At 67.8% G+C, this 26315-nt stretch carries 17 protein-coding genes and 1 pseudogene; 14 read left to right on the top strand and 4 right to left on the bottom strand.

Annotated features, from left to right (window positions below; translation table 11 throughout):
• Positions 1–8 precede the first annotated feature (8 nt).
• The 7 genes and pseudogenes from EV192_RS31340 (at position 9) to EV192_RS31315 (ending at position 5753) form a co-directional block, all read left to right on the top strand.
• Positions 9–326, top strand: a complete 318-nt coding sequence (locus EV192_RS31340; RefSeq protein ID WP_132121843.1) for a PAAR domain-containing protein — start codon at positions 9–11, stop codon at positions 324–326.
• Positions 323–730: a GPW/gp25 family protein gene (locus EV192_RS31335; RefSeq protein WP_132121841.1), complete on the top strand. Its 408-nt coding sequence runs from the start codon at positions 323–325 to the stop codon at positions 728–730. Before EV192_RS31340 ends, EV192_RS31335 begins: the two co-directional genes overlap by 4 nt.
• Positions 730–2661, top strand: coding sequence for a putative baseplate assembly protein (locus tag EV192_RS31330; protein ID WP_132121839.1), 1932 nt, complete (start codon positions 730–732; stop codon positions 2659–2661). Before EV192_RS31335 ends, EV192_RS31330 begins: the two co-directional genes overlap by 1 nt.
• On the top strand, positions 2658–3218 hold the full coding sequence (locus tag EV192_RS31325) for a phage tail protein (RefSeq protein ID WP_132121837.1): 561 nt from the start codon (positions 2658–2660) through the stop codon (positions 3216–3218). The genes EV192_RS31330 and EV192_RS31325 overlap by 4 nt, the downstream gene beginning before the upstream one ends.
• A 1-nt stretch (position 3219) precedes the next feature.
• Positions 3220–3516, top strand: a pseudogene (locus tag EV192_RS57195) (zinc-ribbon domain-containing protein); the annotation flags it as partial.
• 96 nt (positions 3517–3612) lie between these two features.
• Complete coding sequence (locus tag EV192_RS56160) at positions 3613–4131, top strand: NADase-type glycan-binding domain-containing protein (protein WP_243727232.1); 519 nt, start codon at positions 3613–3615, stop codon at positions 4129–4131.
• A gap of 17 nt (positions 4132–4148) precedes the next feature.
• Positions 4149–5753, top strand: a complete 1605-nt coding sequence (locus EV192_RS31315) for a PE-PGRS family protein (RefSeq protein ID WP_132121833.1) — start codon at positions 4149–4151, stop codon at positions 5751–5753.
• A 483-nt stretch (positions 5754–6236) separates the two neighbouring features.
• Here the strand turns inward: EV192_RS31315 and EV192_RS31310 are convergent, their stop codons facing one another.
• Positions 6237–7673 (bottom strand): alpha/beta hydrolase, encoded by a 1437-nt coding sequence (locus EV192_RS31310; protein ID WP_132121831.1) that lies wholly within the window; start codon positions 7671–7673, stop codon positions 6237–6239.
• 877 nt (positions 7674–8550) lie between these two features.
• Between EV192_RS31310 and EV192_RS31305 the strand changes: the two genes are divergently transcribed.
• Both EV192_RS31305 and EV192_RS31300 read left to right on the top strand, forming a co-directional pair.
• On the top strand, positions 8551–8805 hold the full coding sequence (locus EV192_RS31305) for a hypothetical protein (protein WP_132121829.1): 255 nt from the start codon (positions 8551–8553) through the stop codon (positions 8803–8805).
• A 34-nt stretch (positions 8806–8839) separates the two neighbouring features.
• The gene (locus EV192_RS31300) at positions 8840–9673 is read left to right on the top strand and encodes a hypothetical protein (RefSeq protein WP_132121827.1); all 834 of its coding nucleotides are present in this window, start codon (positions 8840–8842) and stop codon (positions 9671–9673) included.
• Between the two features lie 184 nt (positions 9674–9857).
• On the opposite strand, the gene EV192_RS31295 is transcribed toward EV192_RS31300, so the two are convergent.
• Positions 9858–10049, bottom strand: coding sequence for a phosphoheptose isomerase family protein (locus EV192_RS31295; RefSeq protein ID WP_132121825.1), 192 nt, complete (start codon positions 10047–10049; stop codon positions 9858–9860).
• A 45-nt stretch (positions 10050–10094) separates the two neighbouring features.
• Here EV192_RS31295 and EV192_RS31290 point away from each other — a divergent pair, with 45 nt between their 5' ends.
• A complete protein-coding gene (locus tag EV192_RS31290; protein WP_132121823.1) occupies positions 10095–10877 on the top strand; it encodes a DUF2637 domain-containing protein in 783 nt (260 codons plus the stop codon).
• Positions 10878–11631: 754 nt separating this feature from the next.
• The gene (locus EV192_RS31285; RefSeq protein WP_165960706.1) at positions 11632–16023 is read left to right on the top strand and encodes a tetratricopeptide repeat protein; all 4392 of its coding nucleotides are present in this window, start codon (positions 11632–11634) and stop codon (positions 16021–16023) included.
• 1230 nt (positions 16024–17253) lie between these two features.
• On the opposite strand, the gene EV192_RS31270 is transcribed toward EV192_RS31285, so the two are convergent.
• Together EV192_RS31270 and EV192_RS54185 are read right to left on the bottom strand one after the other, a co-directional pair.
• Positions 17254–18177 carry an IS3 family transposase gene (locus EV192_RS31270; RefSeq protein WP_279494529.1) on the bottom strand — a complete coding sequence of 308 codons (924 nt, stop codon included), beginning with the start codon at positions 18175–18177 and terminating at the stop codon, positions 17254–17256.
• 2 nt (positions 18178–18179) lie between these two features.
• Positions 18180–18323, bottom strand: coding sequence for a hypothetical protein (locus EV192_RS54185; RefSeq protein WP_165960705.1), 144 nt, complete (start codon positions 18321–18323; stop codon positions 18180–18182).
• 329 nt (positions 18324–18652) lie between these two features.
• Between EV192_RS54185 and EV192_RS31265 the strand changes: the two genes are divergently transcribed.
• Genes EV192_RS31265 through EV192_RS31255 form a run of 3 tightly spaced genes read left to right on the top strand, consistent with a single transcriptional unit; the run spans position 18653 to position 26312 of the window.
• On the top strand, positions 18653–20998 hold the full coding sequence (locus EV192_RS31265; RefSeq protein WP_132121817.1) for a non-ribosomal peptide synthetase: 2346 nt from the start codon (positions 18653–18655) through the stop codon (positions 20996–20998).
• A 34-nt stretch (positions 20999–21032) separates the two neighbouring features.
• Complete coding sequence (locus EV192_RS31260) at positions 21033–24938, top strand: non-ribosomal peptide synthetase (protein WP_165960704.1); 3906 nt, start codon at positions 21033–21035, stop codon at positions 24936–24938.
• A 6-nt stretch (positions 24939–24944) separates the two neighbouring features.
• Positions 24945–26312 carry an FAD-binding oxidoreductase gene (locus EV192_RS31255; RefSeq protein WP_243727198.1) on the top strand — a complete coding sequence of 456 codons (1368 nt, stop codon included), beginning with the start codon at positions 24945–24947 and terminating at the stop codon, positions 26310–26312.
• Positions 26313–26315: the final 3 nt, after the last annotated feature.

The following is a 26315-nucleotide window of genomic DNA, read 5'->3' as shown; positions in this document are numbered from 1 at the left end:
AGACAGCGATGCCACCCGCCGCGCGTACCGGAGACGAGACGTCCCACGGCGGCACGATCACCACCCCGCCGCCCACTGCCGCGATCAGGGTGGAGACCGTGCTGATCGGCGGGCGGCCCGCCGCGGTGGTCGGCAGCCTGCATGTGTGCCCGATCCCGCCGCACGCCGCGCTCACCACCGGGAATGTGGTCATCCCGTCGCCCGCGGAGCTGACCAGGCCGGTGCTGATCGGTGGTCTGCCCGCGGCCCGGATGGGTGACCGGACCACCTGCCAGGCCAACATCGTCACCGGCGCGGTCAACGTGCTGATCGGCGGTGTCGGATGAGTGACCGGTTCATCGGCCGCGGCTGGGGGTTCCCGATGCGGGTCGGGCCGACCGGCGGGATCGGCATGGTCGAACGGGAGCAGGAGGTCGCCGAGGCGATCCGGCTGGTGCTGGGCACCGCTCCCGGTGAGCGGCCGATGCGGCCGGAGTTCGGCTGCGGCATTCACGAATACGTGTTCGCGGGCACGGATGGCGCGACCGCGGGCCGGATCGGGCACGAGGTGCGGATCGCGCTGGAGCGCTGGGAGCCCCGCATCGACGTGACCGACGTGGGTATCGCGTTCGACTCGGTGGAATCCGGGTTGCTGTACATCGACGTGCACTACTCGATCCGGTCCACCAACGACCAGCGCAACCTCGTCTTTCCCTTCTACACCATCCCGTCCGAGGGGGAGGATGCCTGATGGCGCTCGCTTCGCCCAACCTGGACGACCGGCGGTTCCAGCAGCTGGTCGACGAGGCAAAGCGGTACGTCCAGCAAAGTTGTCCGGAATGGACGGACCACAACGTGTCCGACCCGGGGGTGACCCTGATCGAGGTCTTCGCGCACATGGTCGACCAGCTGGTCTACCGGCTCAACCGGGTCCCGGAGAAGAACTACCTGGCGTTCCTCGACCTGCTCGGTGTCAAGCTCTTCCCGCCGGCCGCCGCCAGAGCGGACGTCACATTCCGGTTGGCTGCTCCGCAGCTGGAAACCGTGCTGCTGCCGGTGGGTACCGAGGTGGCAACCGTGCCGACGGAGACGCGCGCGGCCGTGGTCTTCGCGACCGTCGACGAACTTCCCATTGTGCCGTGCGAACTGGACCGCCTGGTCACCATCTCGGCGTCCGGCGAGCAGGTCGAACGCACCAACGACCTGCGTGCGGGCCGGGACGTCCCGTGTTTCCAGGCGGCGCCGGTGGCCGGCGACTCGATGCTGTTCGGTTTGTCCAACGCGGTGCCGCGATGCGTGATCGCGGTACGGCTGGACAGCCGGGTCGAAGGGATCGGCGTGGACCCGACCCAGCCGCCGCTAATCTGGGAGGCCTGGGACGGCAGCACGTGGACCCCGTGCCAGACCGACGAGGACACCACCGGGGGGCTCAACCGGCCCGGTGACGTGGTCCTGAACATCCCGGACTCGCACGCACTCGCCGTGGTCGGTGGCATCCGCGCGGGCTGGATCCGGTGCCGTGTCACGGAACGTGAACCGGGCGTGCCGTTCTACTCGGAGACACCGACGGTCCGGGTCGCCGAGGCGTTCACCATCGGCGGCACGACAACCGTCGAGCATGCCGAGAGCATGACCGACGTGCCGATCGGGACGTCGGAAGGTGTGCCAGGGCAAAGATTCCGCGTCCCCCGATCGCCGATCCTGCTGGACGCGCAACCAGTCGCGGTTCAGGTGTCGTCAGTCGACGGCTGGCAGGACTGGACCGTGGTCGAACACTTCGGCCGGTCCGGCCCGGACGACCGGCACGTGGTGCTGGACGCGGCCAACGGCGAGCTGCAATTTCCCCCCGCCGTCCGGGAAGCCGACGGGACACTGCGTTCGTACGGCGCGGTGCCCGGCAAGGGCGAGTACATCAGGATCCCGCGCTACCGCACAGGTGGCGGCCGATCGGGCAACGTGGCGCGGGCGGCCATCTCGGTGCTGCGCAGCTCGGTGCCGTACGTGGCCAGTGTCCAGAACCGTGAAGCCGCTGGCGGGGGAGTGGACGGCGAAACCGTGGCCGAGGCCAAGATCCGCGCACCCCAGCAGTTGCGTATCCAGGAACGCGCGGTGACCGCGGCGGACTACGAGCACATCGCCCGCGAGGCGGCGCCATCCGCCGCCCGGATCCGTTGCCTGCCCGTGGGCGACGAACCAGGCGCGGTCCGGGTGCTGGTGGTGCCCGAGGTCGTCGCCGACGAAGGCGACCGGCTCCGCTTCGAACAGCTGATTCCGCCCGGCACGATGCTGTCCGCGATCAGCAAGGAGCTGTCCGAACGCAAGCTCATCGGCACCCGCCTGGTCGTGCAACCGCCGCGCTACCAGGGAGTTACGGTCGTCGCCCGGCTCGTGTCCAACGGCAGCGCGGGTGACGTTCAGCGGGACGCGTTGGACGCGTTGTACCGCTACTTCAATCCGTTGCGTGGTGGCATGGCCGCAACCGGCTGGGACTTCGGCCGGGCCGTCCAGTTCGGCGAGGTTTTCTCGGTGCTGCAAAGGGTTCCCGGTGTCGGACTGGTCGAAGAGGTACGGATCTACCCGGCCGACCCGGTTACCGGCAGGCGTGGCTCGATCGTCGAACGGGTCGAGCTGGAGCCGAACGCGCTGGTCTTCTCCTACCAGCATCAGGTGGTCGTGACATGAGCCGCGCCGCGCTGCCCGGTCTGCCGAGCCGTTATCCACTTGGTGACATGCTGCCGTCGATGTATGCCGGAGACGAATTCGCGCAGCGGTTCACATCGGGTCTTGACGCCGTGCTGTCGACCATTGTGTCCACGTTGGACAATCTGCCGTCGTATCTGGACGCCCGGGTCACGCCGGACGACTTCCTTACCTGGCTGGGTTCCTGGGTCGCGGCCGGTCTGGATCCTGGCTGGCCGGTGGAGCTGCGCCGCCTGGTCGTCCGGCACGCCGTGGAGTTGCATCGATGGCAGGGCACCGCGCGCGGACTTGTCGATCGCTTGTGGCTGTGCCTCGGTGTGCGCGCGTCGGTGGGCAACAGTGGAGAGGCCGCGTGGTCGTCGTTCGCCGAGGACGACTTGCCGGGAGCACAGGTCGGCGAGGTCGTCGTGCGGGTGTGGCCCGGGCGGGCCGAGGTGGACGCGACGCGGGTGACCGCCATGGTGGACGCGGTGTGCCCGGCGCATCTGACCTGCCGGGTCGAAGTGTTGCCCGGTCCGCCGGACGAGGAAGGCGACTGACATGCGCACCTGCCCGAACTGCGGTGCGACCGTCACCGAAACCGACGAGTTCTGCGGCAACTGCGGCACATACCTCACCTGGCTGAAGCCTGAGCCCAAGGATCCTGAGCCCGTGTCACCGGCGCCGGTGGCGCCTGTACCCGATCAGCCGCACGCGGTTGAACCCGCGCGGCCGATCACACAACGGCGGGCCAGACCCATGTCCGAAGCGGTCGAGCCCGCGCAGAATGGCCCGCGCTGCAAGGTGTGTGGAACCGTGAACGCCTCCGGAGCCAAGTTCTGCCGCCACTGTGGATCCTCGCTCGTTGAAACCCCTGCCAGTCAGCAGACCGCGCGGAAGCGCTGGTTCCAATGGCGAAGGAGCGGCGGATCGCCGTGGCCCCGCCGCATCGTCGTGCTCATTCTCCTTGTTGCCCTCGTTGTCGCCGGTTTCCTGCTGTATCCGCTCATCGCCGACCTCGTGTCGGACGCACGTGACAAACTGTCCAAACCCGTTGCCATCAACCCGATCCAGACCTCGGGCAGCGCGGAGGTGCCCGGCCACCCGGCCACCGCGACCACCGACGGGGCCAGCAATCAGTTCTGGGGTGCGCCCGCGGTCGGCGACTCGGTCCAGTTCTCCTTCGCCCAGCCGTTCCGGCTCGTGGGCGTGATCATCACGCCCGGCGCGTCCACCGACCCCGCGGTCTTCGCGAAGCAGGCTCGACCCACCGCGATCGACCTCGTCGTCACCACGTCGACCGGCGAGACAAGCACCGTGCCGATCACTGTCGCCGACAAACCCGGGCCGCAGACCACCAACACCGGCATCAGCGACGTGGTCGCCATCCGCCTGGTGATCCGCGCCGCCACCGCCCAGGCTCCCGGCAGGTCGATCGCACTCGGCGAGATCGAGTTCTTCAAACGTTCGTGACGCGGAGGGAGTCGGTGATGCACGCGCAGGGCAGACCGGAGAAGAAGACGCCCGTTGGTCCGTCACGGAGTACCGTCCGCCCGGCTGACGCGGTGCGCCCGTTTCCGGACACGCTGCGGGCGCTGCAACGCAGTGTCGGCAACGCCGCCGTGACCGAGATGATCCGGACGGTGCAGCGCGCGTCCGACGACGAGGACACGGCCGAGCCGGCGGACGCCCGGGCAGCGCTGACCGCGTCCCTGCTCGGATCGCCGTCCCTGACCCAGCGGGCCGTCCGAGCGGTCGGCCGTGATCCGATGGTGAACCGGGACGTGCGGGCCGCGCTCACGGCGCGCCTGACGAAAGGGCCGTTGTTCGGCGACGACGACCTGGCCGCGATCCAAGGCAGCGCCCCTGATTGGCTGCGTACGGTCGGGATCGGCGAATACCAGGAAGCGGTGACCTACTACGACACCGCGGACTACAAGCGGTGGCTGGCGCAGGAGCCGGGCAAGCGACTGCTTGTGGCGACCATCGCGTGGAACAGGGACAGCTCCGCCGGATACGGTGCCGAATCACACAAGAGCCCCGCCTACACACTTGGCCGCACGCTGCGTCTGCTCAAACCGGAAGGGTTGTCACCCGAGCAGGTCGGGGCCTTCACCGACGAACACAACCGGCAGATCCGGGACGCCTTCGTGGACACCCTGGTCCCGCGCGAACCGCCCGAACAGGCCGAGGGGAGCGAGGGGAGCGAGGCCACCGCCGCCAAGGTCGACCGAGCGCGGGACATTCTCACCAGGGTCTTCCTGATCCTGCAGAACGGCCTGAAGGTGTACCGCGATGACCGGCACGTGGACTACCGGGAAGGCGACGTGGCCAGGGCGCTCGCCCACGGCGGCCGGGTCAACATCCGGATCCCCCAGCTCGGCACCGGGGACACACCGTTCGACCTGACCAACTGGGTCGGCCTGACCGACGATGGCAAGGATGTGGACCCGGCCGAGCGGCGCGAGTTCAGCAGTCACCGGATGAGCATCGGCAAGAACAAGAAGGGCGAACCGGGGACCGGCCGGTTCGAAGAACGGGGTGGTTTCCTGACCGGGGTGGGTAACATGGCGGTGCACCAGGCGGACACCCGGTTGAAGATCCCGGTGGAGGACTCCCGGACCTACGGCATCGACGTCACCGCGGGCGGCTGGGGCAGCAGGGACTTCAACTCGGACGTGGTCACCCCGGACGGCGGCCACGGTCATCTGTTCCTCCGATTCCAGCCGCCGGACGCCAAGACCGACGGCGCGTTGCAGATCGGCATGGAAACCACCGCACCCGGCGCCAGTAGCCCCGTCGGTTACGAACACACCTGGCGCTCCACCGAGAAGAACGCCAACCCCGAGTCCAGTTTCCACGGCCACAAGCAGAACAAGATCGGCGAAGGCAAACTGGCCGTAAACCAGCGCATGGTCCTGCTCCAGGAGTTCACCACCGAAACCAGCGGCTGGCAGGACTTCCTGCGTTACGTAGAGGACTACTGGAATCACCTGCTGACCCAGGCGAGCGGTGACCCGGCGAGCGTCAGGACCCGCTACGAACAACTGGTGGGGCCCCGCGAGGACCGGTTCCAGCCACCCGCGGAACAGTGACCCACCGTCCAGCCCAACCGCGGCGTACGTTCCGGACCTCCGCCGACCTGGTCCGGCAACTGTGTGAGCTACTGAACCGGATAGCCGATTCGCGTGCATCAGGCCCTTCCCGAGATCTTCGACGAGTGGGCCGTGGTGCGGCCGTCGGTTTCGTCGATGTCGCCGACATCGCGACTGCGGCGGCGCGCGTTGACCGACGAGAAGCTGCCCCGGCGACGATCTCGTCCTCGCAGCCATGCTGGCTCAGGTCGACACCCTTTGTCGCTTCGGGAATCACGTCACCGACAGCGTCAAGCGAATCACCGGGCAGCCTCCCCGCTCGCTGCACGACGTGCTTCGGCGAGAACTCGCACAACCGGGCAGCGGGTCGGAACAGGCGAGTGATGGCCACCCGCGTCCGTCGCGATCTCCGGATCGCGGTTTCGGTGTCCCAGGTCTCGTCCTGCCGCGTGCACTCGACGTGGTGCTGTCCAGGCTATCCGGTCAGCCGGTCTCGGCTGCGCAGGCGAGATCCCGCGCCGGTCGCTGCCCGGTGGTGAGGAACGTGGTCACCGCGTTGTCACCGCATTTGTTCTTGGCGAACAGCGAACCGTGCCCACCGGCGTCGACGGTCACCATCCTGGCCCGGTCACCGAAGGCCCGCCGCAGCTTCTGGGCACCGGCCAGCGGCGTTCCCGGGTCGCGGAGGTTCTGCAGCAGGAGCACATTCGACGGGCCCTCGCCGGTGATGCGCACAGGCGGTTCGACCGGCTCGGCCGGCCAGAACGCACACGGCGTGATGTTGGCCCCGGAGGCGCCTAGCATCGGGTACTTGACTCGGTCGACCTCGACATCCACTTGATACCGCAGCACCGACTTCGGCCAGTTGGAGTCGCCGCAGAGGGTGTAGAGCCGGGCGGCGGAGGCATTGTCGGACGCGGGCACGGCTGGTGGCAGTGGCTGGCCCCGGTCGAGCAGCCGCCAGTTCCCGGCCAGCTCCGGCATACGGAAGTCGCTGAAGAGGATGCCGAAGGTGAGGCCGCGGAACAGCGAACCATCGACCCCACCGACCGGTTTGCGGTCCAGCCGCGCGGCGAGCTCGAAGAACTTCGCCGTCACCTCCTCGGGTGTGGCGCCCAGTCCGTATGTCGCGTTGTCCGCGGCGGCGAACTTCGCGAAATCCGGGAACCGGTCGGCCATGCCACGACCGAACAGCCGCATGGCCGTGCGGTCGTACCCGCCCGGCCCGAGGTTGCTGTCGAGCACGATCCGGTCGGTGCGCTGCGGGAACAGCTGCGTGTACACCGCGCCGAGATAGGTGCCGTAGGAAACGCCGTGGTACGAGATCTTCGGCTCGCCGAGGGCTGCCCGGATCCGGTCCAGATCGCGAGCCGCGTTCGCGGTGGTGACGTGCTGCAGCAGGTACCCGGTTTCCGAGGTGGCGCACTGCTGGGCGACGGTTTTGGCGATTCCGGCCTGTTTCACCACATCGCCAGGATTGTTCGCGTACGGCAGGTTGCCCTGTGCCTTCTGCTCCTCGGTGAGATCACAGGTCACTGGCGTGCTGTGGCCGACGCCGCGCGGATCCATCCCGATCACGTCGTAGGCGTCCCGCACGGCCTGGGGCAGCCCCTGGCCAAGCTGACCCGCCCACTGGAGCCCGCCCTGGCCCGGACCACCCGGGTTGGTGAGCAGCACCCCGCGCCGCTGCGCCGGGTGCTGGCTCGCCAGCCGGGAGATCGCGATGTCGATCTTCCGCCCGTTCGGCTGCCGGTAGTCCAGCGGCACCTGGACCGTCGAGCACTCCAGGCCGGGCCACGCGGCATCCTCCGGGCACGCCCTCCACTGCACCGCACTCGGCGTGGCTGCCGCCGACACCCCCGGTACCAGTGCGGCCGCAGCTGCGGCGACGCCGAGCACCAGGGACAAGCTCCTGCGCATCTGATTCCTCCCCGACTCCCGACGCGATCACGTCGTCATGGCCAACGTAAACGATGCTGCGACGGCATGGTCGTCCAAGCCAGTGTGCTGCGACTGTGCACTCGCTATGAGATCCGCCGGGCCGGAGAAAATGTCCGGCTGGCCGCGGAGTTGTCGGGTCGACTTGGGCGAAGGGCAAAGAACCACTTCGGACGCGCCCCTTCCCAGATCCGCCGCACACCACCCTTGCCTGCACATCGTGCTCGCCATAGCCGTCCGCGCTGTCACGGTTCCACCACCACACCCGACTCTCCAGGTAACGGATGCTCGTCGGTTCGGAGGATCGTGCCGACCGAGTCATTGATCAATGGCAAGGTGCTGGTCGTTGCCATGATCGTGGCGCTCGCCGCGAGGAACCCGGCCTCCGTATCGGGCCACCGGTCGGGTGAATACTCACACTAAAGCTAACAAATCCGCCGTCACCGCTGACAGGACAAGCAGGGGCGAGGAGACAGGCATGGTCCGAGTACGAGTGCTGGCGCACATTCTGATACTGCTGTGGGTAACCGCGTGCGCCCAAGATGTGGCACCACCCCCGTCGGTGGATGCCCACGTCACGCCACCCAGCGGCTCGTCTTTTCCAACGGACACGGTAGGCCCGCCCAAGACCACGACTTCTCCGCGGACGAAGGGCCAGGACTCCGTTGATATCGCCTGGGTGCCACCCGGTCCAGTGGGACCCGCACCACCCAGCTGCACGTCTCGGCCTGCTACTTCTGCGCCTTCATCGGTAAGCAGTCGACCCCCGGTCAAGAGTTGCGAAGGACCTCCTGTCGAACTGGCCCCTCCCGCCTGGAAAGCGGCCTTCACCAGCCGAGACTGTGCGGCGATCGGCTCATTGGGCGACGACGCCACAACGACCACTCTTTACGTTGGTCTTCGCAATGCCTGCACCGCCGCCTCCGACAAGGACCCCGCAAAGTGGAAGGACGCCCAAAAATCGCTCGACGCGGTCGGCAGCGTGGCCTTCTGCGCCGACAAGCTCGCTCTTGGGCTTCTCGCTCGCCTCGTCGACGCCCATCACCGCTTTCCAAACGCCCGAATCCGTTTCACCGCGCCTACGGTGACTCCTCAGAAAGCATGTAGTGGCTGAGCAGTCCCATGGTCGACCAGCCTGGGTGGAATGGTTGACCACGGTCATACCGCCGGTGACGCTGGTCGTCGCCTTGCTGGTCTACTTCGCACAAGTACGACGGATTGCACAGTGCTCGGCTTTGGGCTTTGACGCGAGCCTCCTGCAGGAACCCTCGATACCCGCCTACCTGGCGCGCAGCGTCGGCGCGCTGTACGTGCCGCTGGTCCTGATCACTGGCATCGCACTGGTTCTGCTGTGGTTGGACCGGCGGCTGCGGACCCGACTTGGCGATCCTCGGCGCCTGCGGTCGGTATTGCGAATCTCCATGATGGTGCCGTTCGGAGCGCTCGGGCTGGTGGCAATCGGTGGAGTGCTCGCCCTGCTCGGGCCGCTTCCACGTGCATATGTTGAACTCTTTGCGCCGTTCTTGCTGGCAGTCGTGATATTGAGTGTCTGGTATGGCAACGCATTGCGGAGGGCAGTATGGAGAAAACTGCCCACCTCCCGTCGCAGGGCCCTGGATGAGCCCGGCCTCGTTACCACACTGTTGACAGGTTTCCTGGTGGCTCTGCTCCTGTTCGCGGGTGTCGACGGTTTCGCCAAAGTGGTAGGACGCGGCCTGGCCCGACAAGTGATCGAGTACCCCGAGCAGAACACCAAGCCTGTGCTGCTCTACAGCAAGGAAGATCTACAATTGGACCAGGCCGACGCAAGCAAGACGACGCTGCCAGGGGGCGCGGATGGCTACCACCACCGCTACGAGGGTCTGCGACTGGCCTTTGTAGACGGGGGATCGTACTTCCTCATCCCGAGGGTGTGGGCCAGTACTCATGGCAAGCTGATCGTCTTGCGTCAAGACGGCCTGCGAGTCGAGTTCCTCCGATAGGCCCGCGAACCACGAGATTCTCCTTGCCGTGGCAGCGGCGATCGCCACCCGAGGGTTCTGGCCGCGCCACGCCGAGAACGAGCACGCATCCGCAGCGAGAAAGCATCCACAGGGGAGGACGCCCCATCACCACAGCGGCCTGACAAACCAGGCGAACCTATCCGGTCACTGCACCAGCCGAGGCTCATGGGCTGCCGGTGGAGCAGTTCGAACCGGCACCATCGCACCCCGGCCGCTTGATCGCGGCCTTCGTCTGGGCGGTGTCGGTGATGGCGAAGACCTTGGCGCCGTGCGTACGTGCCTGCTCGTCCGCGACCGCTGCGCTCTCGTTCAGCCGCCAGAAGCTCACGGCCACCAGCACGTCCTGGTCGGTCATGGCGGCCACGGTGTTCGCGGGTGGCCACCGCCTTAACCGGCGCGTATGCCGATGGTGCCCATCGGGATCGATGGCGGGCTCGTCGGAGTCGTGGTCCTAGACCTCGTCCTGGCGTGGACGGCGCATCCGATCGGTTGGCTTCGACAGTTGGCCCGTCTGCTCGCGGTCGGCACCGTCGCCGCGAACGTGTCTGCGGGCTGGCCAGATCCCGTTGCTATCGGTCTGTATGCCGTAGCGCCGCTGATGCTGCTGGTCATGGTCGAAGCAGGCCGCAGGGTTCTGCTGAGGCGTGCTGGTGGCGCTGCGGGTTATGTCCGCGACCGGATCCCGTTGGGGCGATGGATACTGTCGCCGTGGCCAACGTTCCTGCTGTGGAGGCGAATGGTGCTGTGGCAGATTGCCAGCTACCGCGCTGCGTTGGACATGGAAGCTCAGCTTCGGCGCACTCGCACTCTGCTGCGTGTCCACTTCGGTCGCCAGTGGAAGCAAAAGGCGCCCGCAGATCTATTGTGGATGCTCGGCATCGCCCCGTTTGCGGCGGAGGCGCACTCCCGGCTTCACGACCTGATCAGCGGCAACGACAAGGTCAAGCCCGCACCCGTGCCACAAGACGGTGCAACTACGCCGGTGCTTTCGGGTTCATCGCCGGCGGTGCTGGGTGATCACTTGAATGCCGCGGTGCGGATCAACGAGCGCCACTGGACACAGCGAAACCGCCCAGTCTTGGCGGAAACGCTCCGCAAGCAACTCCACATCAGCTCATCCCGAGCCCGTGAACTGGCGTCAACTGTTCGATCCATGGATAGAGCCGCAGTCAGCAACGGCTGAACCGCTCCAACAGGGCCGGTTGTCCGGAAAGTTTGCATGCGCTGTAAACGGTCCATCAGACACGTGCGACTCTTGTTGTGTCTGCTGCGGACCATCCTTCGCAGCACACCCCGGGCTCGTCGCCGGAGAGGGGCACCGAGCAACACGTGTGGGTTGTGTGCTCGCGTCAGCGAAATTGAGATCGAGGCGCGTGTGGTAGTGGACCGGTAGGTGGTCGTGCCGAAGGAGAACCAGCGCGGTGGCGGCGCTTTCCCGGTCGTCGGTCAGCAGCGCGAGGGCGGTGCGGTTGAGTCGTGAAGGCCATCGACCAACAGACCGCTGACGTGGTGGCGGTGAAGCTCATCCTGTGGGCTGACAACGATGACACGCATCGGGTGTTCTTCCAAAGCGAGGTCGAGGCGCGGGAAGGCTGACCCGTCGCAATGTCGTCTCGCTGCTCAGAACATCGAAGCCGGGTCACCGACACCTTCGCTGACCGAGGACTCGGAGCAAGAGCAGAGTTAGGACTTCCTCCGCTTTGACCTCGCCCGTCTGGTGACCACGTCTGGCAAGGCGCGCCGGCCATCTGCCAGGAGCGCGGCCAACCCGCTCGGATCATCCTGATGTAGGTGACCAACTACCAGGGCCAGACATGGCAGCAGCGATGGGACGCCAGCCTGACAGGTCGGGGGCGAAGTCGACGCAAGCATCCGAACGAACTCCGCCCGGCGCGTCCGTGAATTGTCGGTGGGTTGGGCTAGGGTCACCGACCGTGATGAACCCAGCCGAGGCGAAGCTGCTGATCCGGTACGCCCTGTCCAGGATGAGCCCGGACAACGGCCACCACGAGTTCGAGACGCTCTGCCGCCACTTCGTGCGAGAGACCGGGATCTGCACGAACCTCCTGCCGGCGACCGGACCCGTGGCGGGTGGCGGCGATCAGGGGCGGGACTTCGAGTCCTTTCGGGGTGAGCGTGACGGCCGCAAGCTGGTGTTTGCCTGCACGCTGACCGCCGAGGACCGGCTGCCAGGCAAGATCAGGTCTGACATCCGTGGGATCATGGCCGGCGGCTCGGTCGACATGGTCTACGCGCTGTGCGGATCTGACCTACGCGTAGACAAACGCACTGCGTTGGTCGAATGGGCGTGGAACGAGCACAGCCTCGCGTTGGAGGTCATCGACGGCAACGCGCTGGCCGAGGAGCTGGCCAAACCCGGGCTGCGCTGGATCTGCCAACGGTACCTGTCCGTGCCCACCGCCCGGCCAGTTGGACTGCCGCGTAGGGCCCGAGCGCTGGTCGGCCGGGGTCCGGACCTGGCACGTACTCGGGAAATGTTGGTCACGCCGCGGGATTGCCGTCCGCTGGTGGTGATCACCGGCCCCCCGGGCGTGGGCAAAACCGAATTCGCACTCGCGTTGGCGGAGTCCGCCGCCGAGCAGTTCCCAGATGGGCAGTACCTGCTTGAGGTGCCGCCTGGTGGCGCCGATCTCGTTGGACTGTTGTCGGATGTGATGGACGCTGGCACGCGGCCGAACGAGACCCATCAGCAACAGCGCACGCGGCTGCGGGCTATGCTGGCTGGCCGCCGAATCCTGGTCGTGGTCGACAATGTCGCCACCGAGGGGGCGCTGCGGGAACTGCTCGGTATCGACGACGGGTTCGCCGTGGTGTGCACCAGCAGGTCCCGGCTGACCGGGCTGGATGTAGACGGTGTCGATCTGGTCGAGATCGAGCCATTGGCGCTTGATGACGCTGCGGAACTAGCCGCTGGCAGGGCATCCAGGCTGAGCGCTGAGGAAAGCGGTTCCCTGGCGGAGGTGTGCGGCGGGCTGCCGCTGGCGGTGCTGATCGCTGCCGCACAGGTGAGGAGCCGGCCGAAGCTGGCCGTCCGGGAGTACCTGGAACGGATGGCCGACCCGGATCACGGGCTGGCCGAACTGTCCGCCGGTCAGCGCTCGATGGCCGCCATCATCGAGTACAGCTACGAGCACCTAACGACGGACCAGGTCCAACTGGTCCGTGCTCTCGGCCTGTTGCCGAACACGACGGTCACCCTGGACGTGATCACCGGGGCGATATCGGACGGCGAGTTGACCACGGCGACCATCCGCCGGGCCGCGCACCTGCTGGACGAGTTGTTCGAGCTGAACTTCGTGGAGCAGCAGGAACACGATAGCTATCGCCTGCACGACGTGCTCTACCGCTTCGCCCGGATGAAGGCGGCCGACGCAGAGCAGACTTGGCGTGAGCAGGTGATCCTGAACGGTTGTCTAGCGTATGCGGCGCGGCTCCGCTACGCCGCTGAATCGATCGGTTTCCTGGACAAAGAGGCCACGATACCTGCGGAGACCAATCGTGGGGCCCTCGCCGTATTGGAAGCGACCAGGGGCGGCGCCTTGGCGATGGCCGAGGCCGCGTGCAAAGCCCAGTTGTGGGATCGCGCGGTGACGCTTGCCGACATCCTGATCCACGTCCTGCGGTACCTGTCCCACTGGGACGAACTGACTCGGGCCTGCCGGTGCATTCGCCAGGCGGGGGAGCTGACCGGGAATCAGCAGTGGCTGGCCAGCGCGTTACACAACCTTGGCACGGCCGAGGCGCATCGAGGCAACTCCAACGAGGCGATTGACCTGTTCCGGCAAAGTTCCGAAGTTGCCAGAGCCGCTGGGGACGCGCACAAGGCCGCCGCCGCGTACAGCAGCTACGGTGGGCTGCTACTGAGTCTGGGCCATACGGCCGAGGGCATCGATGCGGTCCGGCGAACGCTGCGGACGTGGCGTGCATTCGACGATGATGCGATGCTGGCCCAGTCGCTCGACAATCTCGGTATAGCACATATGGATAACGGTCAGCTGGACAAAGCCGAACAGTACCTTCGTAACGCGGTCGAGGTGGCGACCCGTGCTGGGCTGATCGGCTTGTTGGCGAACCTGGACACGCACCTCGCGGTCGTATTGCGGCTGTCCGGCAAGGACGACGACGCGCGGGCACGATCCATGTCGGCGTTGCGTCGGGCACGTGCGATGGGCAGTCGAGAGATCGAGGCCGAAGCCTTGATGGAGCTCGGCTTGTCGAACGTTGCCGTGGATGGTGAGCAGCCCAACGAGGCGCTGCGGACTGCGTTGCGCATCTACCGCGAGATCGGTGATGCACAGGGCCAAGTCACGGCGTTGCGGGCGCTGGGGGTCCGGTCCAGATATGCCGGAGAAGTCGACGAGGCGATGGCCGCGCTCGCCGAGTGCGTGGACCTGTCCCTACGAATCGGAGACGCGGCGCAGGCGGCGCGAGCGATGGCTCACTTGGCCCGGTTGTACGGTGATATGGGACAGCATGACGACGCCGAGCAAATGTTCAAACAGGGTGTGGAGATCGCCGAGAGCACCGGTAACGACCTACTTGTGGCAGAGGTGATCGAGGAACAGGCGATCCTATTGCGGCAGGTCGGCAGGACCGACCGGGCGATCCCGTTGCTGCGGAGGACAGTCGCTACCTTGGCCAAGGGAGGTCCGTCTCCGTCTCTTGCGGCTACCCAGACATTGCTGGGCGAAGCATTGGTACATAACAACTTGTGGCATGAAGCTGGCAGGGTGCTGCGACCCATCGCCGACGCGCCAGCGGGAACCGTAAAGCCTTCGGTGCGTGCGGAGGCGTTTCGCCACTTGGCGGCGATGTACTCGCGACGACAGTTGCGAGAGGAGGCGATCCACGCCGCGCGCAAGGCTGTAGAGCTGGCGGAAAGTAGTGGGGCTGCGCTGGAGTTGATGCGGAGCCGCCTGACGCTCGGTAACGTCCTGGCCAGGATGGACAAATGGGCGGAAGCCGCAGCCGAGTACGACCTTGCACTGCCTGTGGCAGCAGCGAACCGAGACCACCTCACCATGCTGACGATCTTCAGCAACCAGGCCGGGTGCATCGCCAAACTCGGCGATCTCGACAAGGCTATGGACCAAATGAGACAGTCGACAGAGCTTGCGAGCCGCTTGGGAATGACTGACCTCGAGGCCGTACTGCGCCACAACCTCGGCGCACAACTGGCGCAGTGCAATGCGACAGCCGAGGCCATCGTCGAGTTCACCAAGAGCCGGGATTTGGCCCTCAGCTTGGACAATGCCAGCCGGATTGGCGAGGCGGAAATGAGCCTCGCTCGAGCCTATGAGGCGCAAGGCAACGAAGCGTTGGCATTGATTGCGGTGAGCAAGGCCAGGGCGGCGTTCCAGTCCTACGGTGACTGGTCCGCTGCCGCTAGAGCGCTCGTGTTGGAGGTGGCGATCCGGTGCCCAGACGGCGACAACGCGGACATAGTCCGGATACTGCAGGCGATGCGGGACCTTCCGAAGGGCCTGACGGCGGCGTTGCTGTCAGCAATGGGTGTGACGGGCGAACTTGCCACGGTGACAGGTCGGCGAATCCATGTGGCCAGGGAGGTACGTGAGCGGCTGGCTGACGTTGACCTTGAGCCATTGCTTGAACGGATGGCGCAGGGGCGTCGGTTCTGCTTCGCGTGTGGACAGCCGCTGGAGGAGTCGGGCGAGGCGCAACTGCTGGTTGTGGTGAGCCCCGCCCCTCAGGATCGCGTGACGCTCGTGCATTCGACCTGTCACCCTTCGGGGGTGATCTGGTATCCGGGGGAGGTAACGGGACTGACCGATGGTCAGTTCGAGACCGAGTGCATCGTGTTCAGTGGTCTGGCGGGCATCGTCGTCGATTGTTACGGCGGCATCGGCATAGATGACAACGGCAAGACCATCGACACCGTCCTGGAGTCGTTGCGGGACTTCGGTTTCAGTGAGGTCAATAGCGCTGGCGAGGTGGCGGAGGTCGACTCGGTGCTCGAAGCCGTGCTCGACCGGGACAGGTTGACGATTCTGGCCGGTGACAAACCGTTGATTCGTGACATGTCCCTGTCGTTTCTGCCAATCTGGTACCGCGCGACGCGCAAGGGCGTGCTGGTCGCTGCGTTCGGCCGCAACCTTCAGGGGATGGTGTCGGACGACTCGAGTAGCCTCACACGCGCCATCGACCAGGGACGGCTGGTTGTGGCGGCGATGCGGTTGACCGTCCGGCTTCCGAGCAGGGGGAGGCTGTGCTTCTGTACGCCCCGGACGAACCGCAAGTACAAGAACTGCTGCGGGCACCCGGACGGCGAAAGCCATCAGGACGATTAGCGTGTTGCCGCGTCCGAGGAAGGTCGCCCTGCGATGGATGACGACATCGAGGACGCCCGCTGATCGGTCGCGACCGGCCCATCGTTCGCAGGCGAGCGATGCGGCCCCAGTCGCGGACCTGTACGTGCCGACAGATACCTCCGTGCAGGCCAGACAGGCATTGGCGCGTGATCGCCCACTATCCGGCATGATCGCGGCTCATGCTTGTCCGCTTCGCCTACCTCGCTGTTGCCCACCCCTTCGCCGCGCTGCGTCCACTGGCGATGACCGACCGTGAGACAGATGTCGAGATTCTCGCCCTGTGTCACCAACTCACCGTCCTGCAACGACACCTCGGCTTGCGCATCGATGTCGTGTGCAGTCCGTGGTGGGCTGACCCGCGGAATGGCCAAGCCAGTTCGTCTTCGATCGCCAGCTTGGTGTGCGGTCACTCCAGCGCTGGTGACCTTTGCTTTCACCGCGGCCTCCACGCCGCCGAACACAGACGGCTTCGGAGTTGATCCCGTCCTAAATGGACGGCGTCACGCACTGCATATCGGCCCATATCCACCAGGTTGGAGCCGACTCGACTCTTACGGGGCGTCACCCACTGGTTCGCTCTCGTTGCACCTTCCGGCCTTGCTTGCCGGACCCGGACCGTCTGGCAGTGCCGACCCTGCACTTGCCGAAAACCTCATCCGTGCTGGCCAGATGCTGCACACGGTGAATCAGCACCGTTCGCTCGCTCCGTTCGGCGGCCCTACGGCAGGATGACCAGCCGTGCTGCTGCGACTGGCCTACCTCGGCTTCACGAATACCTTCGCCATGCTTCGCCTGCTTCCAACGACCGGCCGGGATACGGACGTCGAGATCCTGGTGTTGCGCCACGAGATCGGAGTGCTGCAACGCCAACTCGGCGACGCGAGGGTGCGGTTCGGTCAGGCTGACCGGGTGGTGCTCGCCGCGCTTCTACACCGGCTACCACGTCAGACGTTGCACAGACTCCGCCTGCTCGTGCGCCCGGACACGATCTTGCGCTGGCATCGTGATCTGCTCCGCCGACGCCACGCCACAGTGTTTCGACCGGGCGTCCAAGCCGACCACGCACGATCCGGTCGATTCGTTTCCTGGTCCTGCGCCTGGCCAAGGAGAACACGAGTTGGGGCTACCGGCGAATCCACGGCGAGCTTCTCGTTCTCGGCATCAAGGTCGCTGCTTCCACTGTGTGGCAGATCCTCACTGTCAATCCCCTCAAATCGTGGAGACGGTTTGTGCCACTTTGGTCCTGACCTGCACTGTTGACGCTGCTCGTGCGTGTGTCATCTGATGCTCGAACGGGATCGGGGCCAGCCCGTCGTTAGCGCTGTGGCGGCGGGTGGTGTGGTAGAAGTCCGCGATCCAGGTCGCGACCTTGATCCGTGCCTCAGCGCGGGTGGCGAACCGGTGTCGGTGCACGAACTCGACCTTCAGTGTGCTGTTGAACGCCTCGGCCGCAGCATTTGTCCAATGCGGACCCGACCCGGCCCATCGACTGCGCCACACCCAACGCTCGGCAGGCTGCCGCGGTCTCCGCGGCGGTATGTTCCGATCCGCGATCGGTATGGAAATCCCCCCGTCCACGTCACCACCTCGTGTCGTGGCAGCCATCCGCAGCGAAGCCACCACCACGGCTGCGTCGTGGTGTGCGGACATGGCATAGCCGAGCATTCGACGGGAGAACAGGTCCTCGGTGGTGGCGAGGTAGAGCGGTCCCTCATCAGTGTCGATCTGCGTGACGTCTCCGCACCACAGCACATCCGGTGCCACGGCGTTGAAGGTGCGCCGGACCAGGTCCCGGGCCGCCGTCCGTCTGCCCTGTCGTGTCGGTGACCGCCGCCGTGTCGCCGGTCGGCCGGCCAGACCGAGCTCAGCCATCCGCGCCACCACGGTGTTCTCCGAAATCCTCCAGCCGGCCTCCCGTAGATCACGGGCGATCCGCGGGCTGCCATAGGTACCACCCGAGGCGGCGAACAACCGCCTGATCTGCTCATCCAACCGCTCCCGCCGCTGCTCACGGGCGGTGGGTGTGCGGTTGATCCACTTGTAGAACCAGGACTGCGAGACCTTCAAAGCCCGGCAGGCGATCGCATGCGGCACACCAAACATGGTCCTCTTGAACGCGATGAACTCCGCCACGATCACTGGTTCATCGCGTCCTTCACCCACAGGACCACGGAGCGCTTGAGCACATCACGCTCTATCTCCAACTCGGCCTTCTCCTTGGCCCACCGCGCTTGTTCGGCCCGCAACCGGGCCAACTCCTCGTGGGTGGACCCGGTCACTGACCCATCCCCGACCTGCTCCACCTCGGCCTGATGTCGGTCAGCCCGCACCCAAATTGTGCAGCGTGTACGCACTGATCTTGATCGCTGAGGGATGACACGTGGAGGAACACTCATGGGTGGGAAAGGTCGTCAGGGGTGACACCCCAGCATTCCCGTCAACGGGGTGGGCAACTCGGTCGCGCAGTGCTCGACCGGGAACCGGATGATCGGGGGTGGTGACCGGACCGCGGTGACCGCCACCGTGGTTTCCGGCTTGGTGAAGCTGCCGGTCTCCTGCCGACCGCGCTGCCGCCGCCGGGGGAACCCGGGACCTAGAGTCGGTCGGGGTGACGGCGACGGGTTTGGGGGAATCCTTGGTGTTCGACGACGACATCGACGTGACGGCCGGGTTCCCGTTCGGCGACGCCTGCTCGCTGCCGGTGGACTGCGGTGCGCTGCGGCGCTCGCGGACCCTCTCCCGTCCGTGTTCGGGCGTGGACCTGCTGGCCGGCACCCTCGTGGTGGCCCGCAAGTACGGCGACGGCGACGAGGTCCGGATCGGTGTGCGGCGGGGCGCGGTGACCGGCACGCTGGTTGCCCGGATGCCCGCCGACACCACCTTGGCCGAGCACCGGGCCGCGGTGACCGAAGGGCTGGTAGAGCTGCGGGCGGTGCGGGCGGCGCCGAAGCTGGTGTGCGTCGTCGAGGGGACGGACGTCGCTCGCGACGGCGCGGACCTGGTCGTCTCCGCGGACGGGAACCGGCTGCACATCGACGCCCACGTCCACGTGCACGACGTGGCGTTCGTGGGCCGGATGCTCGGGCACCTCGCGAACGTCCTGGACCAGCTCGCTGACCGGCCCGACACCCCGCTGCGCGAGGTGTCGATGCTGACCGACGCCGAACTGGCCGAACTGCACGCCTTCAACGCCACGCGCACCCCATACCCCAGGAACGCGTCCATCCCGGCGTTGTTCGCCGCGCAGGTCGCCGCCCGCCCGGACCAGGTCGCGGTGTGCGACCAAGACGGCTCCCTCACGTACCGCGAGCTGGACCAGCGCTCGGGACGCCTCGCGGGCATGTTGCATCGCCACGGGGTGGGCCGGCACAGCCGGGTGGCGTTCCTGTTGGAGAAGAACTGCGGGCTGATGGTGGCGGTACTGGCCGTGCTGCGGCTCGGCGGCGCGTATGTGCCTATCGACAAGGCGTGGCCCGCGAACCGGCGGGACTTCCTGCTCGCCGACAGTGGCGTGGCGTTGCTGCTGGCCGATGAGGACGTCCGCGTGGACGTCCCGGTGCTCGACCCCACCCGGCCGCACGACACGGATCCGCCGCCGGAGGTCGAGATCGGGCCGCTGGACGCCGCCTATGTCATGTACACCTCGGGCACGACGGGGCTCCCCAAAGGCGTCCTGGTGAACCACCGCGCGGTGGTCCGGCTGGTGCGCGGCAATGGTTACGTCGACTTCTCGCCCACCACCCGGATGCTCCAGACTGGGGCGATCGCGTTCGACGCCACCACGTTCGAGTTCTGGGGCGCGCTGCTCAACGGCGGCACGCTGGTGATGGTCCCCGGCGCCGCGGTGCTCAACGCGGGTGACCTGGGCGCGGCGATCGCCGCCCATCGGGCGAACACGATGTTCCTCACCAGCACGCTGTTCAACCAGCTCGTCGAGCAGGACCCGACGATCTTCGCGGGCTGCCAGGTGGTGGTCGGCGGCGAGGCGGTCTCCGGGCGGCACGTCGCGATGGCCGCAGCCGTGTGCCCGGACGCGGTGTTCGTCAACGGATACGGTCCCACGGAGAACACCACGTTCTCGGTAACCCACCGCATCGAGTCCCGGTACGCGAGTCGGGTGCCGATCGGCCGCCCGATCGCGAACGCGACCGCCTGGGTGCTCGACCACGACGGCAATCCACAGCCGCTGGGTGTGCCCGGCGAGCTGTACGTGGGCGGCGACGGCCTGGGCGACGGCTACCTGGGCCGCCCCGAGCTGACCGCCGCAGCGTTCGTGGACCGCCGCGGGGAACGCCTGTACCGCACCGGTGACCGCGCGCTGTGGACCGGGCACGGCCTGCTGGACTGCCTGGGACGAACCGACCATCAGGTGAAGATCCGGGGCTTCCGGGTGGAACTGGCTGAAGTGGAGAGCCACCTGGCGGCGCTGCCGGACGTGCGTGAGGTGGCCGTGGTGCTGGTGTGGCGCGCGGAGGGTGTGTTCGTGCTGCGGGCCTGCTACACCGCTGACACGGCTGTGGAGGCCGTCGACCTACGGGCTGCGCTGGCCGCCGAACTCCCGGACTACATGGTCCCCACCTCCTGGCTGCGGCTCGACGCGATCCCCCTCAACCACAACGGGAAGGTCGACCGGGCCGCGCTGGAGCGGCTGGACGAGCCGGCCGTGCCGGTCACCGGGCGCGCGCCGAGCACACCGTTGGAGTCGACCGTGGCGGACATCTTCGCCGAGGTGCTGAAGGTCCCGAGGGTCGGCGCGGACGGCGACTTCTTCGCCCTGGGCGGCACTTCGCTGACCGTCATGCGGCTGTGGAACCGGATCCGGTCCGCACTCGGTGTCGAGGTCGAGCTACGGCAACTGCTCGACGCGCCGACACCGGCCGGTGTGGTGTCGATTGTGGAGCGGGGCGACGCCGCGCCGACGGCCTTGCGTCCCCGCCTGGTCCGCCGGCGCTGACTTCGCGTCCTGTCTACTCAATGGGGGTGAGTGTGTGTTTCCGCTGTCGTACGCGCAGCAGCGGCTGTGGTTCATCCACCGGGTGGAGGGGCCCAGTGCCACCTACAACGTCCCGCTGTTCCTGCGGCTGGACGGCCTCCTCGACGTGCCTGCGCTGGGGGCGGCGGTGGACGACGTCGTCGCCCGGCACGAGAGCCTGCGGGTGGTGCTCGGCGAGAGCGACGGCACACCGTTCCAGCGGGTAGTCCCGGTAGCGGACGCCGCCGGGCTGGTGCTGACCGTTGTGGACACTCCGCTGGACCGGCTGGACGTTGCGCTGCACGAGGTGGCGCGGCGGCCGTTCGACCTGGAAGCGGACCTGCCGATCCGCGCCCAGCTGCTGCGGCTGGGCACCGACGCGCACGTGCTGGCGTTGGTACTGCACCACGTGGTGTGCGACGGGTGGTCGGTGGCCCTGCTGTTGCGCGATCTCGGCGAGGCCTACGCGGCCCGGCTCGACGGTCGTGAACCGGCGTGGCCGCCGCTACCGGTACAGTACTCGGACTACACGTTGTGGCAACGGGAACTGCTCGACGACGGCCCGGACAGCCTCGCCGGGCGGCAGATCCGGTTCTGGCGCGACACGCTGGCCGGCCTGCCCGACGAACTGGCGCTGCCGTTCGACCGGACCCGTCCGCCCACGGCGAGCCATCGGGGCGCGGTGCTGGACGCGGAACTCTCCCCGGAACTGCACGCCCAGCTCGCTGACCTGGCCCGGCGCACCGGGTGCACGCTGTTCATGGCGCTCCAGGCCGCGGTCGCGATGCTGCTCACCCGGTGCGGCGCGGGCGAGGACGTACCGTTTGGCGTCCCGGTCGCAGGCCGCGCCGACGACGCCCTCAACGACCTGGTGGGGTTCTTCGTCAACACCGTCGTGCTGCGCGCCGACACGTCGGGCAACCCAACCTTCGAGGAACTGCTGCGCCGGGTGCGCGCCGCCGACCTGGATGCATACGCGCACCAGGACATCCCGTTCGAACGACTGGTGGAGGTGCTCAACCCGGACCGGTCGGCGGCGCGGCACCCGCTGTTCCAGGTGATGATCGCGGCCAACGAGACGCGGCAGGGCGACGGCCTGCGGCTGGCCGGAATCCGTACCACCGTGCTGCGGCAGACCACCGACACCGCCAAGTTCGACCTGTCCGTGGACTTCGAGATCCGCTCCCACGCCGACGGCACGCCCGCCGGGGTTGGACTGGCGTTCGAGTACGCCACCGACCTGTTCGACGAGCAGACCGTCCGCGAGTTGGCCGAACGGTTGCTGCGACTGGTCACCTCGGTCGCCGAAGACCCAACGTGTCGCATCCGGGACATCCCGATCCTCTCGACCGAGGAGCGGGACCGGCTGCTGGTGACGTGGAACGGCCCCGTCAAACGGGAAGTGCTGGTGGACCCGGCGGCCGAAGTGCGGCGCTGGGCCGCGCTTCGGCCGGACGCCGTCGCCGTGTCCGACGGGAGGATCCGCTACACCTACCGCGAGCTGGCCGAGGCGATCGATCGGGTGGCCGGTGCGCTGGCGGCGGCCGGAGCCGGTCCGGACGACCTGACCGCGATCCACGCCGACCGAAGCGCCTGGTTCGTCGCCACCGCGTTCGGCGTGCTCGGCGCCGGCAGCGGCTACCTGGCCCTGGACCGTACGCTGCCCGCCGAGCGGATCCGGCACATGCTCGCCGACAGTGGGGCCGGGTACCTGGTCGTCTCGCCCGACGTGGAGCCGGTGACGACCGACGTCCCGGTGGTGGACCTGACCGGCGGCCGCACCGTGCCGGAGCCCGCGATCGGCATGGAGTCGTTGGCGTACGCGGTGTTCACGTCCGGCTCGACCGGTCGCCCCAAGGGCGTGCTGATCCCGCACCGAGGGCTGTCCAACCACCTGCTCGCGGTGATCGACCTGTACGGGCTGACCGAACAGGACACCATGGCGTTCAACGCACCGCTGACGTTCGACGTGTCGGTGTGGCAGGCGCTGACCATGCCAGTCGCGGGCGGTCGGGTGCACGTGCTGGACGACGACACCACCCGCGACCCGCTCGCGTTGGCCGGCTGCGTGGACGCCGAGGGCGTCACCGTGCTCCAGATCGTGCCGCAGGTGCTGCGCGCGGTGCTGGACATGTGGGATGTGGACGACGGCTCGGTCGCCCTGTTCAAGAGCCTGCGCTGGATGCTGGTGCACGGCGAGGAACTGCCGCCGGACCTGGTGGACCGGTGGTTCGCCCGGCACCCGGACGTCCCGCTGGTCAACGTCTACGGTCCGGCCGAGTGCTCGGACGACGTGTCCATCTCGTTCATCGACGCGGCCGACGACTTCCGGCGTACCCGTGCCCCGATCGGCAGGTTGCTGCGCAACACCAAGGCCTACGTGCTGGACGACTATCTCCAGTTGGTGCCCGTGGGGGTTGTGGGGGAGCTGTACGTCGGCGGCGTCGGTCTGGCCCGAGGTTACGCGGGCCGCCCGGACGTGACGGCGCAGCGGTTCGTGGCCAATCCCCTCGGCGAGCCGGGGGAGCGGATGTACCGCACCGGCGACCTGGTGCGCTGGAACAGCTTGGGCGAGCTGGAGTTCATCGGTCGGGCGGACCATCAGGTGAAGATCCGCGGCTTCCGGATCGAGCCGGGCGAGGTGCGTGCGGCCGTTGAGCGCGACCCAGCGGTACGACAGGCGTTCGTACTGCCCCGGGAGGACCAACCGGGCAACAGGGTGCTGGTCGCCTACGTCGTGCCCGCCGAGGGTGCGGAGCTGGACGTCACGGCGGTTCGGCGCGGTGTCGCGGAGGCGCTGCCGGAGTACATGGTGCCCGCTTTCTTCGTGCGGCTGGACGAACTGCCGGTCACCCCCAACGGCAAGCTGGACCGCAAGGCGCTGCCCGCGCCGGAGATCCCGGCGACCAGTGGGCAGGCCCCACGCACCCCGCACGAGGCGCTACTGTGCGCGCTGTTCGCCGAGGTGCTGGGCGTGCCAGAGGTAGGCGTGGCGGACAGCTTCTTCGAGCTGGGTGGGCATTCGATGCTGGCTATGCGGCTGCTGAGCCGCGCTCGCGCGCTGTTGGGCCTCGAGATCACCATTCGTACGCTGTTCGACACGCCCACCGTCGCGGGCATCCTGTCCGCCATCGACAGCGGTTCCGGGACCAGCAGCGACGTGCTGCTGTCGCTCGGTGGTCATGGCGAGCCGCTGTTCTGCGTGCACCCGGCGACCGGGTTGGCCTGGAGCTACGCGGGGCTCCTCCCGCACTTGCCCGCGGGCACCGCGCTGTACGGCCTGCAAGCGCCCGGCCTGGGCGCGGGCGAGGAGATCCCCGCCGACGTCGACCGGATGCTGGACCGGGTGCTCACCGAGATCCGCCGGGTGCGGCCCGCCGGGCCGTACCGGCTGCTGGGCTGGTCGCTGGGCGGCAACATCGCCCACGCGCTGGCCGAGCGGCTCCAGGCCGCCGGTGACAAGGTCGCGCTGCTTGCCCTGGTGGACTCGTTCCCCGGCGAGGTGTGGCCGTACCCGCCGGGGGTGACGCCCGAGCAGTGGGACGAGTTCAGCCTGTTGTCGTCCCTGGTGCCGGTGGCAAGCGTCCCCGACGACCTGCCCGCCGCGCTGCCGGGCCTGCGCCGGGCGGCGCGCGAGGTGCTGGGCTTGGACGCCGCGACGTTCCGGCGACTGGTCGCGGTGGGCGTCAACAGCAGCCGCCTGGTCGCAGGCCACCGCCCCGCGCCGGTGCGCGGCCGGGTCCTCTACTTCGCCGCGACACACAGCCGGGGCCCGAACCGGCCCGAGCCGTCCGCGTGGGAGTCCTATGTGGACGAGCTGGTGATCCACGACCTGCCGTGCCGGCACGAGGAGGCGATGGACGCGGAGTTCCGCGCCCGCATCGCCGCCGTCATCACGGCCGAACTGACCGAGAGGCGATGAGACGGCATGACCAAACTGTCGCGCTTGCGCGCGGAGTTCGCTGGCCGGTTGGTGGAACCGGGCGACCCTGAGTACGACGAGGCACGCGCGGTGTGGAACAGCATGCACGACCGCAAGCCATCCCTCATCGCCCGGTGCGCCACCGCCGAGGACGTGAGCGCCGCCCTGCGCCACGCCCGTACGACGGGACGTGCGGTCACCGTGCGCGGCGGCGGGCACAACGTCGCAGGCACAGCTGTCGCCGACGACGCCGTCATGGTCGACCTTTCGCTGATGCGCGAGGTTCGGGTAGACCCGAACGCCGGCGTCGCGCACGCCCAGGGCGGCTGCCTGCTGCGTGACCTGGACGCCGCAACCCTCGCGCACGGCCTGGTGTGCCCGTCCGGCGTCGTCTCGCACACCGGCCTTGGCGGCCTCGCGCTGGGCGGCGGCTACGGCTGGCTGCACCGCAAGTGGGGCTTGACCTGTGACCACCTGCTGGCCGCCGAGGTCGTGCTGGCGGATGGGACCATCGTGGAAGCCAGCGCTGACCTGCTGTGGGGCCTGCGCGGCGGCGGTGGCAACCTCGGCGTCGTCACCCGGTTCACGCTGCGCCTGCGCGAAGTAAGCGCGGTGCACCTGCACACAGGTGTGTTCGCGCCGGATGACGCCGTGGCCGCACTGGCCGCCTACCGCGACTTCGCCGAGGCGCAGAGCCGTGACCTGCACACCGTGGGCGCGTTCAAGCATGCCGGACGTCAAGACTGGATCCCGGCCGCCCTGCGCGGCACGCCCGCCATGTTCCTCACCGCGGCCTGGTTCGGCGACCCCGCCGACGGCCCCGCGCGGACCACGCCGCTGTTCGTCGACGCGGCGGGCAACTCCGCCCGGGTGCTGCCGTTCGCCGAACTCCAGGCGCTCGGCGACCACAGCGAGCCGCATGGCAACCGGTACTACACCAAGTCTTGCTACCTGACCCGCCTGTCCGGTGGGCCGGACGCGCGGCTGGTGGAGTGCGCGACGGAGATGCCGTCGCCACTGTCGGCCATCGACTTCGAGTTCCTTGGCGGGGCGATCACCGACGTGCCTGACGCCGACTCCGCGTTCCCCCGCCGCGACGCCCCCTATATGTGCACAGTCTCCGCCCAGTGGACCGACCCCGCGCGGGACTCCGAGAACGCGGCCTGGAGCCGACGCGGCGTCGAACGCCTGGCCGAGTGGCACTACGGCGGCGCCTACGTGAACTACCTCCAGGACGAGCAGCCGGGCAAGGTGGCCGAGGTGTACGGCGCGGGTCGCTACGAGCGGCTCGCTGTCCTCAAGAGCCGGTACGACCCGGCCAACCAACTGGCAGGCAACCAGAACATCCCACCCCTTCCGGAGAGGAAGCCGTAACGC

Origin of the sequence: Actinocrispum wychmicini (genome assembly GCF_004345645.1) — a bacterium.
Classification (GTDB): Bacteria; Actinomycetota; Actinomycetes; order Mycobacteriales; family Pseudonocardiaceae; genus Kibdelosporangium; species Kibdelosporangium wychmicini.
This window is presented reverse-complemented; position numbering and strand designations above follow the sequence as displayed.

Coding starts and splice junctions, on each gene's coding strand:
- EV192_RS31290 (WP_132121823.1), top strand. CDS start 10,095: ATGCCGATGGTGCCCATCGGGATCGATGGCGGGCTCGTCGGAGTCGTG.
- EV192_RS31285 (WP_165960706.1), top strand. CDS start 11,632: ATGAACCCAGCCGAGGCGAAGCTGCTGATCCGGTACGCCCTGTCCAGG.
- EV192_RS31315 (WP_132121833.1), top strand. CDS start 4,149: ATGCACGCGCAGGGCAGACCGGAGAAGAAGACGCCCGTTGGTCCGTCA.
- EV192_RS31255 (WP_243727198.1), top strand. CDS start 24,945: ATGACCAAACTGTCGCGCTTGCGCGCGGAGTTCGCTGGCCGGTTGGTG.
- EV192_RS31330 (WP_132121839.1), top strand. CDS start 730: ATGGCGCTCGCTTCGCCCAACCTGGACGACCGGCGGTTCCAGCAGCTG.
- EV192_RS31340 (WP_132121843.1), top strand. CDS start 9: ATGCCACCCGCCGCGCGTACCGGAGACGAGACGTCCCACGGCGGCACG.
- EV192_RS31335 (WP_132121841.1), top strand. CDS start 323: ATGAGTGACCGGTTCATCGGCCGCGGCTGGGGGTTCCCGATGCGGGTC.
- EV192_RS31310 (WP_132121831.1), bottom strand. CDS start 7,673: ATGCGCAGGAGCTTGTCCCTGGTGCTCGGCGTCGCCGCAGCTGCGGCC.
- EV192_RS31295 (WP_132121825.1), bottom strand. CDS start 10,049: ATGACCGACCAGGACGTGCTGGTGGCCGTGAGCTTCTGGCGGCTGAAC.
- EV192_RS31325 (WP_132121837.1), top strand. CDS start 2,658: ATGAGCCGCGCCGCGCTGCCCGGTCTGCCGAGCCGTTATCCACTTGGT.